The organism is Streptomyces sp. NPDC041068 (assembly GCF_040647455.1).
Lineage (GTDB): Bacteria > Actinomycetota > Actinomycetes > Streptomycetales > Streptomycetaceae > Streptomyces.
This window is the reverse complement of the sequence record NZ_JBEZCG010000005.1, coordinates 366,999-383,926: the sequence shown is the minus strand read 5'-3', so window position 1 is coordinate 383,926 and position 16,928 is coordinate 366,999. Positions and strand designations below refer to the sequence as shown.

Annotated in this window: 10 protein-coding genes and 1 tRNA gene; 1 reads left to right on the top strand and 10 read right to left on the bottom strand. The window is 70.3% G+C overall.

Translation table 11 applies throughout. The features are described from left to right. Positions 1-10: 10 nt before the first annotated feature. On the bottom strand, positions 11-307 hold the full coding sequence (locus AB0B50_RS14145) for a hypothetical protein (RefSeq protein WP_362330066.1): 297 nt from the start codon (positions 305-307) through the stop codon (positions 11-13). Positions 308-353: 46 nt separating this feature from the next. Here AB0B50_RS14145 and AB0B50_RS14140 point away from each other — a divergent pair, with 46 nt between their 5' ends. Further along, complete coding sequence (locus tag AB0B50_RS14140) at positions 354-821, top strand: hypothetical protein (RefSeq protein WP_362330063.1); 468 nt, start codon at positions 354-356, stop codon at positions 819-821. Between the two features lie 564 nt (positions 822-1,385). Here the strand turns inward: AB0B50_RS14140 and AB0B50_RS14135 are convergent. The 9 genes from AB0B50_RS14135 to AB0B50_RS14095 form a co-directional block, all read right to left on the bottom strand. Next, a tRNA-Thr gene (locus AB0B50_RS14135) sits at positions 1,386-1,459 on the bottom strand. Positions 1,460-1,577: 118 nt separating this feature from the next. Further along, a complete protein-coding gene (locus tag AB0B50_RS14130) occupies positions 1,578-3,149 on the bottom strand; it encodes an alpha/beta hydrolase (RefSeq protein WP_362330061.1) in 1,572 nt (523 codons plus the stop codon). A gap of 111 nt (positions 3,150-3,260) precedes the next feature. Continuing rightward, the gene (locus AB0B50_RS14125; RefSeq protein ID WP_362330058.1) at positions 3,261-4,466 is read right to left on the bottom strand and encodes a DNA polymerase III subunit delta'; all 1,206 of its coding nucleotides are present in this window, start codon (positions 4,464-4,466) and stop codon (positions 3,261-3,263) included. A gap of 197 nt (positions 4,467-4,663) precedes the next feature. After that, on the bottom strand, positions 4,664-7,849 hold the full coding sequence (gene tmk / locus AB0B50_RS14120; protein ID WP_362330055.1) for a dTMP kinase: 3,186 nt from the start codon (positions 7,847-7,849) through the stop codon (positions 4,664-4,666). A gap of 181 nt (positions 7,850-8,030) precedes the next feature. After that, positions 8,031-10,874, bottom strand: a complete 2,844-nt coding sequence (gene topA, locus AB0B50_RS14115) for a type I DNA topoisomerase (protein ID WP_362330052.1) — start codon at positions 10,872-10,874, stop codon at positions 8,031-8,033. Between the two features lie 401 nt (positions 10,875-11,275). Continuing rightward, positions 11,276-11,473 (bottom strand): hypothetical protein, encoded by a 198-nt coding sequence (locus tag AB0B50_RS14110; RefSeq protein ID WP_362330049.1) that lies wholly within the window; start codon positions 11,471-11,473, stop codon positions 11,276-11,278. Between the two features lie 227 nt (positions 11,474-11,700). After that, a complete protein-coding gene (locus tag AB0B50_RS14105; RefSeq protein ID WP_362330046.1) occupies positions 11,701-13,218 on the bottom strand; it encodes a class I SAM-dependent methyltransferase in 1,518 nt (505 codons plus the stop codon). Between the two features lie 210 nt (positions 13,219-13,428). Beyond that, on the bottom strand, positions 13,429-14,013 hold the full coding sequence (locus tag AB0B50_RS14100; protein ID WP_362330044.1) for a small secreted protein: 585 nt from the start codon (positions 14,011-14,013) through the stop codon (positions 13,429-13,431). Positions 14,014-14,261: 248 nt separating this feature from the next. Further along, on the bottom strand, positions 14,262-16,664 hold the full coding sequence (locus AB0B50_RS14095; protein ID WP_362330042.1) for a sodium-translocating pyrophosphatase: 2,403 nt from the start codon (positions 16,662-16,664) through the stop codon (positions 14,262-14,264). Between the last annotated feature and the right edge of the window lie 264 nt (positions 16,665-16,928).

Genomic DNA, 16,928 nt, shown 5'->3' with positions numbered 1-16,928 from the left:
GCGAACCTGCTCACACCCTGTTCCGAACCGATGGCGACCGACGAGCGGCAATCAGCGCCCTCACAACCATCCCGGGCCGCATCAGAACGGACGGCGGAGCGAGCATCGGCTGGACCTCGAGGAGCGCGCGGTGGACCGGCACGGAGGTGTGGCTGGCCATCGTGAGCCGGCGGACGTACCAGTTCATGAGGTCGGTACCGGGCGGCTTGGGCCCAACGGTCTCCGGGTAGCTGAAGTCCCCGGCGGTCGACATCCGCCAGGGCATGTCGAGCAGCTTGCCGGCGGCGCGGAAGTACGCGCGGGTCATCTCCGAGGAGGCGGAGCCGTACCGCTCCAGGGAACGCCCGAGTTCGATGGCCTCCAGAGTGGCGACGGTCGGATATGCAGGGCATGGCCAACTCGGCGGCGAACTTGGCGAACCCTTCGGGATCGACGGGGGCATACGTACGATGCCACCCACCCAAGGTGACCATCCACCGGTCACCCTCAACAGCGAACACGGCACCGGCACGCTTGTCATCGGGAGTATTGAGGGCCTGAAGACAGATGAGCCCCCCGCCCTCGGTCACGAACTCATCGGGATGACGACGCAGCGCCATGGTGGTGTAGCCGACGTCGACCTTGACCTTCTCGACGGGCGGCGCACGACAGCCGATGCGCTCCAGCCAGTGGGTGGCGCGATCATTGCCGCGCCTGGAGGCGTCGACGACAAGATCGGCCTCGATCACCTCACCACCGTCAAGCACCACACCGGTCACACGCCGGGCCCCACCAACGAGCCCGACAACGGACGCCTGCTCCCGCACCGCAACATCGGGTAACCCGAACACCCGCCGCCGCAGGGTGAATTCAAGAAGGGGCCGACTCATGCTGATCCCGAGCATCCCGGTGGCGAAGGGCAGCCGGAACGCCCCGAACTGATGGAAGAGAACATCACTCCCGGGATCCCAGGCAACGGCCCCTGAGTGATCAACTCCGCGGTGAGCCCGGGATACAACTTCTCCATGGCGAGCCGCCCGTTGATGAGCAGCAGATGCGTGTGACGGGCCTGGGGAACGCCACGCCGATGCCGCGGATCGGAGGGAAGCAGATCCCGATCGACGACGGTCACCTTGTCGAACACATCGGAGAGCACCCGAGCCGCGCCGAGCCCCCCGATGGAACCACCGATGACGACGGCATGCCGATTGGCCATGCAGCCCTCCCCCATCCAGGGTCATCACAGTCGACGCCGCAACATGATCCAGCCCGCTGCACCAGACGAGCGTAGGCCGACGAACCCCACACATCGCCTCCCAAATCGCCTTCCGCCCCCGGCCGTCCCCCAGCCGATCCAGCACAACAAAAAGCCCAGGTCACGCAGAACGTGACCTGGGCTTCAACTGAGCCGCCTTCGGGATTCGAACCCGAGACCTACGCATTACGAGTGCGTTGCTCTGGCCATCTGAGCTAAGGCGGCGCGCCGTCCGCACCATGGTGCGATCAGCAACGTCCCCAAGTCTACACAGTTATCGGGGGTGCTCCGTACACCCCCATCGGACCGGCCCCCGGCCGGTCCGAAATTCCGCCCGCACCCCCTACGAGCAGCGCTTTCCGTCCTCCGGAGCGGTGCCCTTCAGGAGGTAGGCGTTGATCGTCGAGTCGACGCACTCGCTGCCGCGGCCGTACGCCGTGTGGCCGTCACCCTCGTAGGTGAGGAGGCGGCCCGAGGAGAGCTGGGAGGCCAGGGCCTTCGCCCAGCGGTAGGGGGTGGCGGGGTCGCGGGTCGTGCCGACGACCACGATCGGGGCGGCCCCCTCCGCTTCGATGCGGTGGGGGCCGCCCGTGGCCTCCACCGGCCAGTACGCGCAGTTCAGCGACGACCAGGCCAGGCCCTCGCCGAAGACCGGGGATGCCTTCTCGAACTCGGGCAGCGCCTTCTCGACCTCGTCCGGGGAGGTGAAGGCGGGCGGCAGGTCCAGGCAGTTCACGGCCGCGTTGGCGAACATGAGGTTCGCGTACGAGCCGTCGCCGTCCCGCTCGTAGTAGCTGTCGGAGAGGGAGAGCAGGCCCGCGCCGTCCTTGTCCTTGATCGCCGAGGTGAGCGCGTCGCGCAGCTGCGGCCACGCCCCCTCGTCGTACATCGCGGCGATCACGCCCGTCGTGGCGAGCGCCTCGCCGAGCTTGCGGCCTGAGGTGTCGGAGGCGGACAGAGGCGCTCCGTCCAGGTCACGGAAGAAGGACTTCAGCCGCTTGCCCGCGCCCTCGGGGCTCCCGGAGCCCAGCGGGCACTCCGCGCCGCGCGCCACGCAGTCCTTCGCGAAGGACCGGAACGCCGTCTCGAAGCCGGCGGTCTGGTCGCGGTTCATGCGGCGCGCGGGCAGGGACGGGTCCATCGCGCCGTCCAGGACCAGGCGCCCCACGCGCTCCGGGTAGAGCCCGGCGTACGTCGCGCCGAGGAAGGTGCCGTACGAAGCCCCGACGTACGACAGCTTCTCGTCGCCGAGCACCGCCCGCAGGACGTCCATGTCACGGGCCGCCTCGACCGTCGAGACATGCGGCAGGACCGTCGCCGACCGCGATTCGCAGCCGTCCGCGAACCCCTCGAACGCGGTGCTCAGCTTCTCGGCCTCGCCCCGGTCGTCGGGGGTGACGTCGGTCTGCGTGTACGCGTCCATCCGCTTGCCGTCGAGGCAGGTGACGGGCTCGCTGCGGGCCACGCCGCGCGGGTCGACGGCGACCATGTCGTAACTGGCGCGGACCTCTTCGGGGTAGCCGAGAGCCGCGTACGACTGGAGGTAGCCGATCGCCGAGCCGCCGGGGCCGCCGGGGTTCACCAGGAGCGAGCCGATGCGGCCGCCCTTCTTGGTGGCCTGCTTGCGGGCCACCGCCAGCTTGATGTCGCCGGTGTCAGGCTCGGCGTAATCGAGCGGGACCTTCATCGAGGCGCACTCGAAGCCGGGGACACCGCACTCGTGCCAGCTCAGCTTCTGCCCGTAGTACGGAGCGAGTTCCGCGGGCGTCGAGCGGGGCAGCGCGGCCATGGAGGCGTCCGCCGTCGAACTCCCCGAAGAGCAGCCGGAGATGAGCAGCCCTGCGGTCACGAACAGCGTGCCGCATGTGCGGAAGGAAAGGAGACGGCTGCGGCGGGCGCGACGGCTGATGTCCATCACGCGAGACTAACTCTCCGAGATGGATCGATCACTCGTGGTACCCGTACGGGTGACGCCGTCAAGCGAAGCCGAGCGGATGCGGCGAAGACACCGGCAGGTCGCGGCCATTCACCCCGACCGCAGCGCCACCGTCATCGCCTCCACCGCGAGCAGCGGCGCCACGTTCCGGTCCAGGGCGGTGCGGCAGGCACCGATCGCCTCGATGCGGCGCAGCGTCGACTCCGGAGAGGAACCATGGGCCAGGCGCTGCAGCATGTCCTGCACCTCGGTGTTGGCGATGGCCACCTGCGAACCCAGCTGCAGGGCAAGGACGTCCCTGTAGAGCCCGGTCAGATCGGTGAGCGCCAGGTCGAGGCTGTCGCGCTGCGTACGGGTCCTGCGGCGCTTCTGCTTGTCCTCGAGCTCCTTCATCACGCCCGCCGTGCCGCGCGGCATCCGGCCGCCCTGCGCCGCACCGAGCGCCGCCTTCAGCTCCTCGGTCTCCTTGGTGTCGACCTCCTCGGCGACCTGCTTCGCGTCCTCCGACGCCGTGTCGATCAGCTCCTGCGCCGCCTTGAGGCAGCCGCCGATCTCCTCCACCCGCAGCGGCAGCTTCAGGACGGCGGCCCTGCGCTCACGCGCGCGTGGGTCGGTCGCGAGGCGCCGGGCACGGTCGATGTGTCCCTGCGTGGCACGCGCCGCGGCCGCCGCGACATCCGGCTCGATGCCGTCTCTCCGTACGAGTACGTCGGCGACGGCGTCCACAGGAGGCGTACGCAACGTCAGGTGCCGGCAGCGGGAGCGGATCGTCGGCAGCACGTCCTCCAGGGAGGGCGCGCAGAGCAGCCACACGGTGCGCGGGGCGGGCTCCTCCACGGCCTTCAGCAGGACGTTCCCCGCGCCTTCGGTGAGGCGGTCGGCGTCCTCGAGGACGATGACCTGCCACCGGCCGCCGGCGGGCGAGAGCTGGGCCCGCCGCACGAGGTCGCGGGTCTCCTTCACACCGATGGAGAGCAGGTCCGTGCGCACCACTTCCACGTCGGCGTGCGTGCCGATCAGGCTGGTGTGGCAGCCGTCGCAGAAGCCGCAGCCGGGGGCGCCGCCGAGCGCGCGGTCCGGGCTCGTGCACTGCAGGGCGGCGGCGAAGGCACGCGCGGCGGTGTCCCGTCCGGAGCCGGGCGGGCCCGTGAACAGCCAGGCGTGCGTCATCTTCGACGACTCCGGCGGCGGGGTGTCCGCGGCGGCCGCCGTCACCAGGGCGTCGGCGTCCCGGGCGGCAGCTCCCAACTGCTCGCCGACCCGCTCCTGCCCCACCAGGTCGTCCCACACGCTCATGGGGTCACCGCCTTACTCTGCGCTCTGCTCCTGCCCGACACACCGACACCAGACATCAGACGCCAGGCATCAGACGCCAGACATCAGACATCAGGCATCGGGCATCAGACATCGGGCATCGGACGTCGGACATCGGGTCCGACACCGGACTGCCAATTGTGGCGGACGCCTCTGACAATCCCGTCCGGCCGCGAGGCTCAGCGGCCCTTCCGGCCCCGGCGTCCCCGCCCGCCCTGGTCATCGTCGTCGTCCTCGTGCGAGCCGAGCAATTCGTCCGCGAGCGACGGCAGGTCGTCCAGCGGCGTCTCCTCGGCCCAGTCGGAACGGGGCCGCCGCGGCACGCCCTGCTCGTCGACCTGCGGCAGCTCCCGGGTCCGCTCATTGGCGCCGTCGGGCGAAGGCGCGGCCGCAGGACGCTCGTCCCGGAAGTACCCCGGCGGAACCTTGTCCTCCCGAACGGGCGGCAGCACGGCCGTCTCGTCCGCGGCCCCCGCGGGCGCGGGCGGCTTCGGCAGGACCGCCGTGTCATCCGCCGCGGGACCGTCGGCCGGGACCTGCGGCAGCACGGCCGTCTCGTCGGCGGGGCCGGACGACGGCTTCACCACCGGCGTGGGCACGGTGGTCTCGTTGTCCGGCACATCCTGCACATCCGACGTGTCCGACGCACCCGGCACATCGGAAGCCGGAGCCTGCTCCGAAGCGGCCGGAGCCGAAGCCGACGGAGCCGAAGCCGACGGAGCCTGGGTCGGAGCCGCAGGAGCCCGCGTCGGAGCCGCCGGCTTCGAAGCGGCGGCGGCCGCCGCCGCGGAAGCCGCCGCAAGACGCCGCGCCTCCTCCGCCCGCAGCAGGGCCTCCTCCGCCTTGCGCTGCTTCTCGAGCCGCCGCTCCTCCGCCTCGGCCCGCAGCCGCGCCTCTTCCTCGGCCTCCCGGCGGCGCCGCTCCTCCTCGGCCTTGCGGACCTTCTCCTCGGCGAGGAGCCTCGCCTGCTCCTCCTCGGCACGGCGCTTCGCCTCCTCGGCGCGCTGCCTGGCCTCCTCGGCCTGCCGCTCGGCCTCGCGGCGCTGGGCCTCCTCAAGCTCGCGCCGCTTGCGCTCCTCCTCCTCGGCACGGAGCTTGGCGAGCTGCTCCTGGCGCTCGCGCTCCAGACGCTCCTCCTCGGCCTTGCGCGCGGCCTCTTCCTCGGCCTTGCGCCGCGCCTCCTCCTCGGCGGCCTTGCGGGCCTCCTCCTGAGCCTTGATCTCGGCCTCGGACAGCGGAAGCACGACATCCAGCCGGTGCCGGATCACGGTCGTGACCGCCTCCGGCTCCTGCGAGGCGTCCACGATCAGGTAGCGCCCCGGGTCGGCGGCGGCGAGCGTGAGGAAACCGGAGCGCACGCGCGCGTGGAACTCGGCGGGCTCCGACTCAAGACGGTCGGGCGCCTCCGTGAACCGCTCGCGCGCGGCCTCGGGCGACACGTCGAGCAGACACGTCAGATTCGGTACGAGGCCTCCGGTCGCCCAGCGGTTGATGCGGGCGACCTCGGTCGGCGACAGGTCGCGGCCGGCGCCCTGATAGGCGACGGACGAGTCGATGTAGCGGTCGGAGATGACGACGGCGCCGCGCTCCAGGGCAGGCCGTACGACCGTGTCGACGTGCTCGGCCCGGTCGGCGGCGTACAGCAACGCCTCGGCCCGGTGCGAAAGACCGGCCGACGACACGTCGAGAAGGATCGACCGCAGCCGCTTGCCGACGGGCGTGGCCCCCGGCTCGCGCGTGACGACGACCTCGTGCCCCTTGGCGCGGATCCACTCGGCGAGCGCCTCGGCCTGCGTCGACTTGCCGGCGCCGTCGCCGCCCTCCAGGGCGATGAAGAAGCCGGTGGCGCAGGGCGCCTGCACCGGGTCGTCGCCGCCGCGCAGCGCGTCGAGCAGGTCGTGCCGCAGCGGTACGCCCTGCCGGTCGTCGGCCTTGGCGAGGACCAGCGCGGCCACCGGCAGGAGCAGCGCGCCGACCAGCATCAGCGTGAAGGCGGCGCCTCCGTGGTCGAAGACGAACTTGCCGTTGACCATGCGGTGCGGTCCGATCGCGGCGGCGACCACCGGGGCCACCAGCGCGGCGAGCGCGACACACAGGCGTACGACGGCCTGCAGGTGCTCGGTCGTGCGGGTCCTGCGGTAGTCCTCGACCTCCTGGTCGAGCAGCGCGTGCCCGGTGTTCGCGGCGACGCCCGCGCAGACCCCGGCGAGGACCAGGAGCAGCAGCACGGTCGTCACGTCGGGCACGAGGCCCGCGGCGAGCAGCGCCACTCCGGTGACGGCGATGGCGAGCGCGAGCAGCCGACGGCGCGACAGCGAGGGCAGCAGGGACGGCGCGGTACGGATGCCGACGGCGGTGCCGCCGGTCAGTGCGAGGACGATCAGGCCGTACGTGACGGGACCGCCGCCGAGGTCCTTGGCGTGCAGCACGGCGACGGCGACCGCGGCGGCGATGGCCCCTGCGACGGCGGCGCAGGCCGCGACGAGGAGCGGGATCGCGCCGGTGCGGCCCTTGTCGGTGCCGGTTCCGGTGCGCGGCCTGCGCAGCCCTTCGAGGGGGCTACGCGCGCGTGGCGTCTGGGCTGCGGGAAGTTCGAGGAAGTAGACGATCGACAGCGACGCGGCGAAGAGCCCGGCTGCGACGAACGAGGCGAGCCCCGCCTGGTGCAGCGCGAACCAGTCGAGCCCGGCGCCGAGAAGGTTGCCGATGAGCGTGATGCCGACGAGCGCGGCGGCCGCGATGGGCAGCGCCAGGAATCCCGTACGCAGGGACAGGCGCCGCAGCGCGTCCATGTGGTCCGGCAGCGGCCGCACCGTCGCGCCCTCCAGGGGCGGCGCGGGCAGCAGCGCGGGCGCCGCGCTCTCCCGGGCGACCGTCCAGAACCGCTCGGCGACGCCGACGACGAAGGACGTCACCAGGATCACCGCGAGGGCGTTGTCCGGGGTCCAGTCGATCCACAGCGGCGCGACGACAAGCAGCGCGGCACGCACGCCGTCCGCCCCGACCATGGTCCAGCGGCGGTCGAGCGGACCGTCCGGAGAGGTGAGGGAGGTGAGCGGGCCGAGAAGCACCGCTCCGAAGAGCAGCGTCGCCAGAACGCGTGCTCCGAAGACGGCGGTCACGGCGAAGGCGACGCCCCGATAGCCGCCTCCGAAGGCCCCTTCGACGATGGCCGACTGGAGCGCGAGGATCACCAGGACGAGCAGTGCGAGCGCGTCGCCGACACTGCCGACGAGCTGGGCACTCCACAGCCTCTTCAGCTGCGGCACGCGCAGCAAGGCGCGAACGGCACGCTCTCGGGAATCTGCGACCAGGGCGTCGTCGGGGGCCGGATTCCCGGCCGTTGGCTGCTCGGCACGCGTCATCCGTCCAGCCTATCTGGACGGACAGCGTCCTCGTGGAACCACCCGAACAAACGACCGTCCGGTCATCCCCGTTGGGCAGAAACCGCCCGCGTTGTGGGCAGGCGTTCCGCGGGGCGGAACAGGTGGGCACAACGCCCCCGCTGCCGGGCACCATGAAACGAGGCGCCCGGCACAGGAAACGTCAGTCCTCAGAAGCCGCCTTGGACGAAGCCGCCGCCTTCTTGGCAGTGGTCTTCTTGGCGGTGGTCTTCTTGGCAGTCGTCTTCTTCGCGGCAGTGGTCTTCTTGGCCGCCGTCTTCTTGGCGGCAGCCTTCTTCGTCGGCGCCTTCTTCGCGGCCTTCTTCGCCGTCTTCTTGGCGGGCCCCTTCGCCCGCTTCTCCGCGAGCAGCTCATAGCCCCGCTCCGGAGTGATCTCCTCCACGGAGTCCGCCGCCCGCAGCGTCGCGTTGGTCTCGCCGTCGGTCACGTACGCCCCGAAGCGCCCGTCCTTGACGACGACCGGCTTCCCGCTGACCGGGTCCTCGCCCAGCTCCTTCAGCGGCGGCTTCGCGGCCGCACGCCCCCGCTGCTTCGGCTTGGAGTAGATCTCCAGGGCCTCTTCCAGCGTGATGGTGAAGAGCTGGTCCTCGGTGTCGATCGACCGGGAGTCCGTGCCCTTCTTCAGGTACGGCCCGTACCGCCCGTTCTGCGCGGTGATCTCGACGCCTTCCGCGTCCGCCCCGACCACGCGCGGCAGGGACATCAGCTTCAGCGCGTCCGCGAGCGTCACCGTGTCGAGGGACATCGACTTGAAGAGCGAGGCAGTGCGCGGCTTGACCGCGTTCTTGCCGGTCTTCGGGGTGCCCTCGGGGAGCACCTCGGTGACGTAGGGGCCGTAGCGACCGTCCTTGGCGATGATCTGGCGGCCGGTCTCCGGGTCGGCGCCGAGCTCGAAGTCACCGCTCGGCTTGGCGAGCAGCTCCTCCGCGTACTCGACGGTCAGCTCGTCCGGCGCCAGGTCGTCGGGGACGTCCGCGCGCTGGTGGCCCTCGGAGTCGCGCTCGCCGCGCTCGACGTAGGGGCCGTAGCGCCCGACGCGCAGCACGATGTCGTTGCCGACGGGGAAGGACGACACCTCGCGGGCGTCGATGGCGCCCAGGTCGGTGACGAGCTCCTTGAGGCCTCCGAGGTGGTCGCCGTCGCCGTTGCCCGCGTCGGCGGCGCCTCCGGAGCCCTCGCCCTCACCCTCGCCGAAGTAGAAGCGCTTCAGCCACGGCACGGCCTGCGCCTCGCCGCGCGCGATGCGGTCGAGGTCGTCCTCCATCTTGGCGGTGAAGCTGTAGTCGACGAGCCGGCCGAAGTGCTTCTCCAGCAGGTTCACCACGGCGAAGCTCAGGAACGACGGGACCAGCGCGGTCCCCTTCTTGAAGACGTAACCGCGGTCGAGGATCGTGCCGATGATCGACGCGTACGTCGACGGGCGACCGATCTCGCGCTCTTCCAGCTCCTTGACCAGCGAGGCCTCGGTGTAGCGGGCCGGGGGCTTGGTCGCGTGGCCGTCGACGGAGATCTCGTCGGCGGAGAGCGCGTCGCCCTCGCTGACCTGCGGAAGCCTGCGCTCGCGGTCGTCCAGCTCGGCGTTCGGGTCGTCGGCGCCCTCGACGTACGCCTTGAGGAAGCCGTGGAAGGTGATGGTCTTGCCGGACGCGCTGAACTCGGCGTCGCGGCCGTCGGAGGCGCGGCCGCCGATCTTGACCGTCACGCTGTTCCCGGTCGCGTCCTTCATCTGGGAGGCGACGGTCCGCTTCCAGATCAGCTCGTAGAGCCGGAACTGGTCGCCGGTCAGGCCGGTCTCCGCGGGCGTGCGGAAACGATCACCCGAGGGACGGATGGCCTCGTGCGCCTCCTGCGCGTTCTTGACCTTCCCTGCGTACGTGCGCGGCTTGTCCGGCAGGTAGTCGCTGCCGTAGAGCTGCGTGACCTGGGCACGGGCGGCCGCGACCGCCGTGTCCGACAGGGTCGTGGAGTCCGTACGCATGTAGGTGATGAAGCCGTTCTCGTACAGCTTCTGGGCCACCTGCATGGTGGCCTTCGCGCCGAAGCCGAGCTTGCGGCTCGCCTCCTGCTGCATCGTCGTCGTACGGAAGGGCGCGTACGGCGAGCGGCGGTACGGCTTCGACTCGACGGAGCGTACGGAGAAGTGCGTGTCCTGGAGGGCGGCGGCCAGCGCGCGGGCGTTCGCCTCGTCCAGGTGGAGGGTGCCCGCGCTGTTGGCCTTCAGCTGTCCGAGCGAGCTGAAGTCGCGGCCCTGCGCGATGCGCTTGCCGTCGACCGTGGTGAGGCGGGCGACCAGCTGCGACGGGTCGGAGGCGTCACCGGCGCGGCCCGTGCCGAAGGTGCCGGTCAGGTCCCAGTACTCGGCGGAGCGGAAGGCGATGCGCTCGCGCTCCCGTTCGACGACGAGACGGGTGGCCACGGACTGGACGCGGCCGGCCGACAGGCGCGGCATGACCTTCTTCCACAGGACCGGCGAGACCTCGTAGCCGTACAGGCGGTCGAGGATGCGGCGGGTCTCCTGGGCGTCGACCATGCGCTTGTTGAGCTCGCGCGGGTTGGCGACGGCGCTGCGGATCGCGTCCTTGGTGATCTCGTGGAAGACCATCCGGTGGACGGGGACCTTGGGCTTCAGGACCTCGAGGAGGTGCCACGCGATGGCTTCGCCCTCGCGGTCCTCATCGGTGGCGAGGAAGAGTTCGTCGGACTCCTTGAGGAGGTCCTTGAGCTTCTTGACCTGCGCCTTCTTGTCGGCGTTGACGACGTAGATCGGCTGGAAGTCGTGTTCGACGTCCACGCCGAGGCGGCGCACCTCGCCGGTGTACTTCTCGGGCACCTCCGCGGCGCCGTTGGGGAGGTCACGGATGTGCCCGACGCTGGCCTCGACTACGTAGCCGGGGCCGAGGTAGCTCTTGATCGTCTTCGCCTTGGCAGGCGACTCGACGATGACGAGTCGGCGGCCGCCCTGTGCGGTCTCGCTGGTCGGGGACAACTTCGCTCTTCTCTCCGGTCGACGCTCGGTGGCAATGCGCGGTGGCAATGCTCGTGGCAGTGCGGTGGCAGTGCCCGCATGGCTTGCGTTGCGCTGTCGCTGCGGAGTGTGACGGTACATCCCGCCCCCGTGTCAAACGGGAAAAGCCCGCAACGGCCACTCGAACGGTAACCCGACTACCGCCATCTCTGCCGCCCGGAGTGGCGACCTGCTGTTTCGGCGCCCCATGGGGCCCACGGGCCGACGGCACCGGCGCGATCCCCGGAAGTCGATCGTCCGCCTCACCGGAAGGACACGGCCCCACGAGCCGGAAGGAGCGGGTCCACGGCGGCCGACCGCAGTCGGATCACGGCCGCCGCGTGGCCGCCCCATGGCCGACTCACGGCCGCCTCAAAGCCGGCTCACAGCCGCGTGAAGCACCACATGCCGAGGAGCAGCGCGCCCGAGCCCACGAGCGTGGCGAGGGTCGCCGATGCGACGGGGTTCACACCCTGGGCCACGGGCGAGCGGTGCGCGACCCGCGCGCCGGTCCACAGCAGCAGCCCCGCACCGAACAGCGCGAACACCGTCCCCGCGAAGATCGCCGGTCCGCTCTCCATGGCCTTGCCTCCCCGTGCCGAGTTCCCCTGCGGGGGAGGCTGACACGCACGGGAATCGGGAGCGCGAAATCGGGGTGAACGACGGGGGGCCTGCCTGTGCCGCGTCCGAACCGGCCGCGATGTTGGCCGGTTTCCTGCCCCGCCGTCCCTACCTGCTTCTCGCTTCACGTCTCTTCCTACGACGTCGAGGCGCACGTACGAGACCTACGCCTCGACCGTACGAGCCCCTACGCCTCGACCGGCAGCAGGAAGCCCTGCTGCACGAGGAGCCTGATCTGCGCGGGCGTCCGGTCCCGCAGCAACACCGGGTCCTCGCCGACCAGTTGGGCGATGGCGTCCAGGATCCGCCCGGCGCTCAGTGAGCCGTCGCACACCCCGGCGAACCCGGCACCCACCGTGTCCACCTCGGTGGCCCGCCGCATCCCTCGGTTCTGGCGCAGCACGACGTGCTCCGGGTCCTCGGCGCCCGGCAGCCCGACCTGTTCCTGCACGACCTCGTCGGCGAGCTTGAAGTGCCCGGTCAGCAGCGCCGCGTCGTCGTGCGTCCGCAGATACTCCTGCCGCTCGAAGAACTCCCGCACCGTCTCGCCGAGCGGCTGCTCGACGGGGTGCGGCCACTCCTCGACCGTGATGGACGGCTCGGCGGCCCCGGTCTTCCTCAGCGTGATCCAGCCGAACCCGACGGCGCGCGTGCCCCGCGCCTCGAACTCGTCCAGCCATGCCTCGTACCGCGCCGCGTACTCGGCCGGGTCCGTGCGGTGGTCGCCCGCGTCCCGCAGCCACAGCTCGGCGTACTGCGTGATGTCCTGCACCTCGCGCTGCACGATCCAGGCGTCGCAGCCGCGGGGCACCCAGGAGCGCAGGCGGTCCTGCCACTCCTCGCCTTCCACGTGCTGCCAGTTGGTCAGGAAGTGCGCGTACCCCCCTTCGTTCAGTCGCTCCCCCGCCTCCTGAACGAGCGAGCGGCACAGATCGTCCCCGCCCATCCCGCCGTCCCGGTAGGTGAGCCGGGCGCCCGGCGAGATCACGAAGGGCGGGTTCGACACGATCAGGTCGTACGTGTCGTCCGCCACCGGCTCGAAGAGCGAGCCCTCCCGCAGGTCCGCCTCCGGGGCCCCGGACAAGGCCAGGGTGAGCCGGGTGAACTGCAGGGCCCGGGGGTTGAGGTCGGTCGCGGTCACGCGCGTGGCGTGCTGCGCGGCGTGCAGCGCCTGGATGCCGGAGCCGGTGCCGAGGTCGAGGGCGCTCGCGACGGGCGTGCGCACCGTGACCCCGGCGAGCGTCGTGGAGGCGCCGCCGACCCCGAGGACGACGCCTTCCTCATGGCTGCCGATGCCGCCGGCCCCGCCGACCGCACAGCCCAGGTCGGAGACGATGAACCAGTCCTCACCGCTCGGCCCGCCGTACGGCCGCACGTCCACGGTCGCCCGCAGCTCACCGTCCCGCTCGACCAGCCATCCGCTCTCCAGGAGGGCGTCGACGGGCAGAACGTCCGCCACGCGCGCGTGGGGCACGGATTCCTGCAGCAGAAAGAGGCGTACGAGCGCGGCGAGGGCCCCGTCTCCTCGCGTGGCCCGCAGCGCGGGGACGGTCTCACTGCGCGCGAGCGCGGCATAGGCGGGCGCCCCGAGCAACTCGAGCAGCCCATCGGCAGTGAAGTCGACGGCGAGCAGAGCACTCCGCAGGGAGGCAGCGACATCGACGCGGTCGGACGAGGGCAGGGGAAGCGGGCTGGTGTCACTCACGCCCCCATTGTGACCCGCCGAGCCCGGCCGCTCCTGCTGCGGGCAGGCGTTCCGCACAGCCGCACAGACGGGCCGCCCCACTGCGGGCAGGCGTTCCGCACGGCGGAACGGGTGGGCACAGCCCGAAGCCGCCGGGCACCGATCAACGCGACGTTGCCCCGGTGCGGACGGGAGTACCCGCGCTCCGGGGCAACGTGCGCAAGAAGGGACCTAGCTCTTACCGGAAGGCGTAGCGGCAGCGCTCTTGCAGCTGTCCTGCTTGTTCATCGCCTTGCCGACCTCCCCCTCCTGCAACTTCTCCAGCGCCTCGTTCCCGCTCTTGCTCAGCTTGTCCAGCTCACCCGCGACGTCCTTGAGCCCATCCGCGAAGTCCGCCTGGTTCTTCGTGTCCAAGCCGTCGACCTGCTTCTTCAGGTCCTCGTACGACTTGGAGATGGCGTTGAGCTCCTTGACGGCGTCGTCCGTCTTCTTCTGCCCGTCGTCGACCGGCGGAGCCCCCGCGCTCTTCACCGAGGTGCCCATCGCCTTGTAGGCGTCGGACATGTCCTGGAACGCCTTGGAGTCGGTCTTCTGGACGTCGGCCGGCGAGCTGTTGTCGGAGGTCTCCTTCTGGATCGCCGCGTTGGCGTCCGCGATCTTCTTCGACTGCGGCTGCACGGAGTCGCAGACCTTCTTGGCCCAGTCGTCCAGCTTCTTGTTGCCGTCGTCGCTGCACCCTGACAACGCGAGTACCAGTACCGCACCGCCGGACAGTGCGGCTGCAAGCTTCTTGTTCACCGGATTGGTCCCTTCCATGGCTCTCGGCCCCGGAACTTACACGCCAACTGGGCTACATCCGCATGCCGGAGGTCCGATACCAGCGCTATTGCAGCCATTTGCACCAAGGGACAGAAGAGCAGGAAGCGCGAGAGAAGGCTCACGGATATCCCGCACACGCGAACGGGCGGACGGCGCCTCAAAAAGCGCCGTCCGCCCGTGTGTTGGCAGCGTCCCGACCGCGTGTCGGCCGCGTACAGGGCAGAGCCCGACCCGGAGTTACGGGGTCACGAGACCACGGCCGGATCGACCGGCTTGGCCACGCGCTCGGCGTTGCCGTCGTCCTCGACGGCGATGCCCCGCCGCTTGGAGATGTAGACCGCGCCGACGATGACCGCGATGGAGAACGCCGCGATCAGCACCCGCACCCCGACGCTGGCGTCGTCCCCGTAGCTGAACTTGATGACCGCGGGCGCGATGAGCAGCGCCACCAGGTTCATCACCTTCAGCAGGGGGTTGATGGCCGGGCCCGCGGTGTCCTTGAACGGGTCGCCGACCGTGTCGCCGATGACGGTCGCGGCGTGGGCCTCGCTGCCCTTGCCGCCGTGGTGGCCGTCCTCGACGAGCTTCTTCGCGTTGTCCCAGGCGCCACCGGAGTTGGCGAGGAAGACCGCCATGAGCGTGCCCGTGCCGATCGCGCCCGCGAGGAACGAGCCGAGCGCGCCGACGCCGAGCGAGAAGCCGACCGCGATCGGCGTGAGCACGGCGAGCAGACCTGGGGTGGCCAGCTCGCGCAGCGCGTCCTTGGTGCAGATGTCGACGACGCGTCCGTACTCCGGCTTCTCGGTGTAGTCCATGATCCCGGGGTGCTCGCGGAACTGCCGCCGCACCTCGTAGACCACGGCGCCGGCCGACCGCGACACCGCGTTGATCGCGAGCCCCGAGAAGAGGAAGACGACCGCGGCCCCGAGGATCAGGCCCACCAGGTTGTTGGGCTGCGAGATGTCCATGACGAGGTTCATCGGAGCCCCGTCGCCGAGCTTCTCTCCCACGTCCTTGGCCGCTTCCGCGATGGCGTCGCGGTACGACCCGAAGAGCGCCGCCGCCGCGAGGACCGCGGTGGCGATGGCGATCCCCTTGGTGATGGCCTTGGTGGTGTTGCCGACGGCGTCCAGGTCGGTGAGCACCTGCGCGCCCGCGCCCTCGACGTCGCCGGACATCTCGGCGATGCCCTGCGCGTTGTCGGAGACGGGACCGAAGGTGTCCATGGCGACGATGACGCCGACGGTGGTCAGCAGCCCCGTACCGGCGAGGGCCACCGCGAAGAGCGCGAGCATGATCGACGTACCGCCGAGCAGGAACGCCCCGTACACGCCGAGCCCGATCAACAGCGCGGTGTAGACGGCCGATTCGAGGCCGATGGAGATGCCGGCCAGGACGACGGTGGCCGGGCCGGTGAGCGAGGTCTTGCCGATGTCCTTGACGGGACGCCGGGTCGTCTCGGTGAAGTAGCCGGTGAGCTGCTGGATCAGCGCGGCCAGGACGATGCCGATGGCGACGGCGACGACCGCGAGGATCCGCGGATCGCCGTCGTGGCCCTTGATCGCCGCGTCCGTGACGCCGTCCAAGTCCGCGTACGTGGACGGGAGATAGACGAAGACGGCCACTGCCACGAGCACCAGCGAGATGACCGCGGAGATGAAGAAGCCGCGGTTGATGGCGCTCATGCCGCTGCGGTCGGAGCGCCGGGGCGCCACCGCGAAGATGCCGATCATCGCGGTGATGACACCGATCGCGGGGACGATCAGCGGGAAGGCGAGCCCGGAGTCGCCGAACGCCACCTTGCCGAGGATCAGCGCGGCGACGAGCGTAACTGCGTACGACTCGAACAAGTCGGCGGCCATACCGGCGCAGTCGCCGACGTTGTCGCCCACGTTGTCGGCGATGGTCGCGGCATTGCGCGGATCGTCCTCCGGAATGCCCTGCTCGACCTTGCCGACCAGGTCGGCGCCGACGTCGGCGGCCTTGGTGAAGATGCCGCCGCCGACACGCATGAACATCGCGATCAGCGCGGCGCCGAGGCCGAAGCCTTCCAGCACCTTCGGTGCGTCGGCCGCGTAGACGAGCACCACACAGGAGGCGCCCAGAAGACCGAGTCCCACCGTGAACATGCCGACGACGCCGCCCGTGCGGAAAGCGATCTTCATGGCCTTGTGCGAGACGGCGGTGAGATCCTTTTCGGGTTCACCTTCCGCCGGAGTGGCCTCTCGGGCGGCGGCCGCCACACGCACATTGCTGCGCACGGCGAGCCACATACCGATATAGCCGGTGGTCGCCGAGAACGCCGCACCGATCAAGAAGAAGATCGATCGTCCGGCGCGCTGATTCCAGTCGTCCGCGGGCAGCAGCATGAGCAGGAAGAACACCACGACGGCGAATACGCCGAGAGTGCGCAACTGCCGTCCCAGATAGGCATTCGCGCCTTCCTGGATCGCCGTCGCGATCTTCTTCATGCTGTCGGTGCCCTCGCCCGCCGCGAGCACCTGGCGTACGAGTACGCCGGCGACGACGAGCGCCGCGAGCGCGACGGCCGCGATGACCATCACGATGAGACGGTTGTCGTCGGTCAGGACTGCGGCTGCGAAGGTTGAGGGGTGGTCAAACTGATGAGGGGTAGAAAGCCCCGCCATTCGTCCTCCTTGACGCTTGGGCTGAGCTCAAGATGTGGACGGATTGTAGGGAGCGGAACCTGATCAAAACAGAGCGCCACAAACGGAATTGACCTGAGATTGCTTCTCAGCAAATGATCGTCGGCCCTGATTGACCCCGAAAGCGGTAATGCCTCAAAACCGTTGACGGAACCTCGACGCGAGATCGTCGATCTACGAGAATTAATGATCGGAAAAATAAAAGGCCCTGTTCACCGAGGTGGTGACAGGGCCTGCGGTACGACG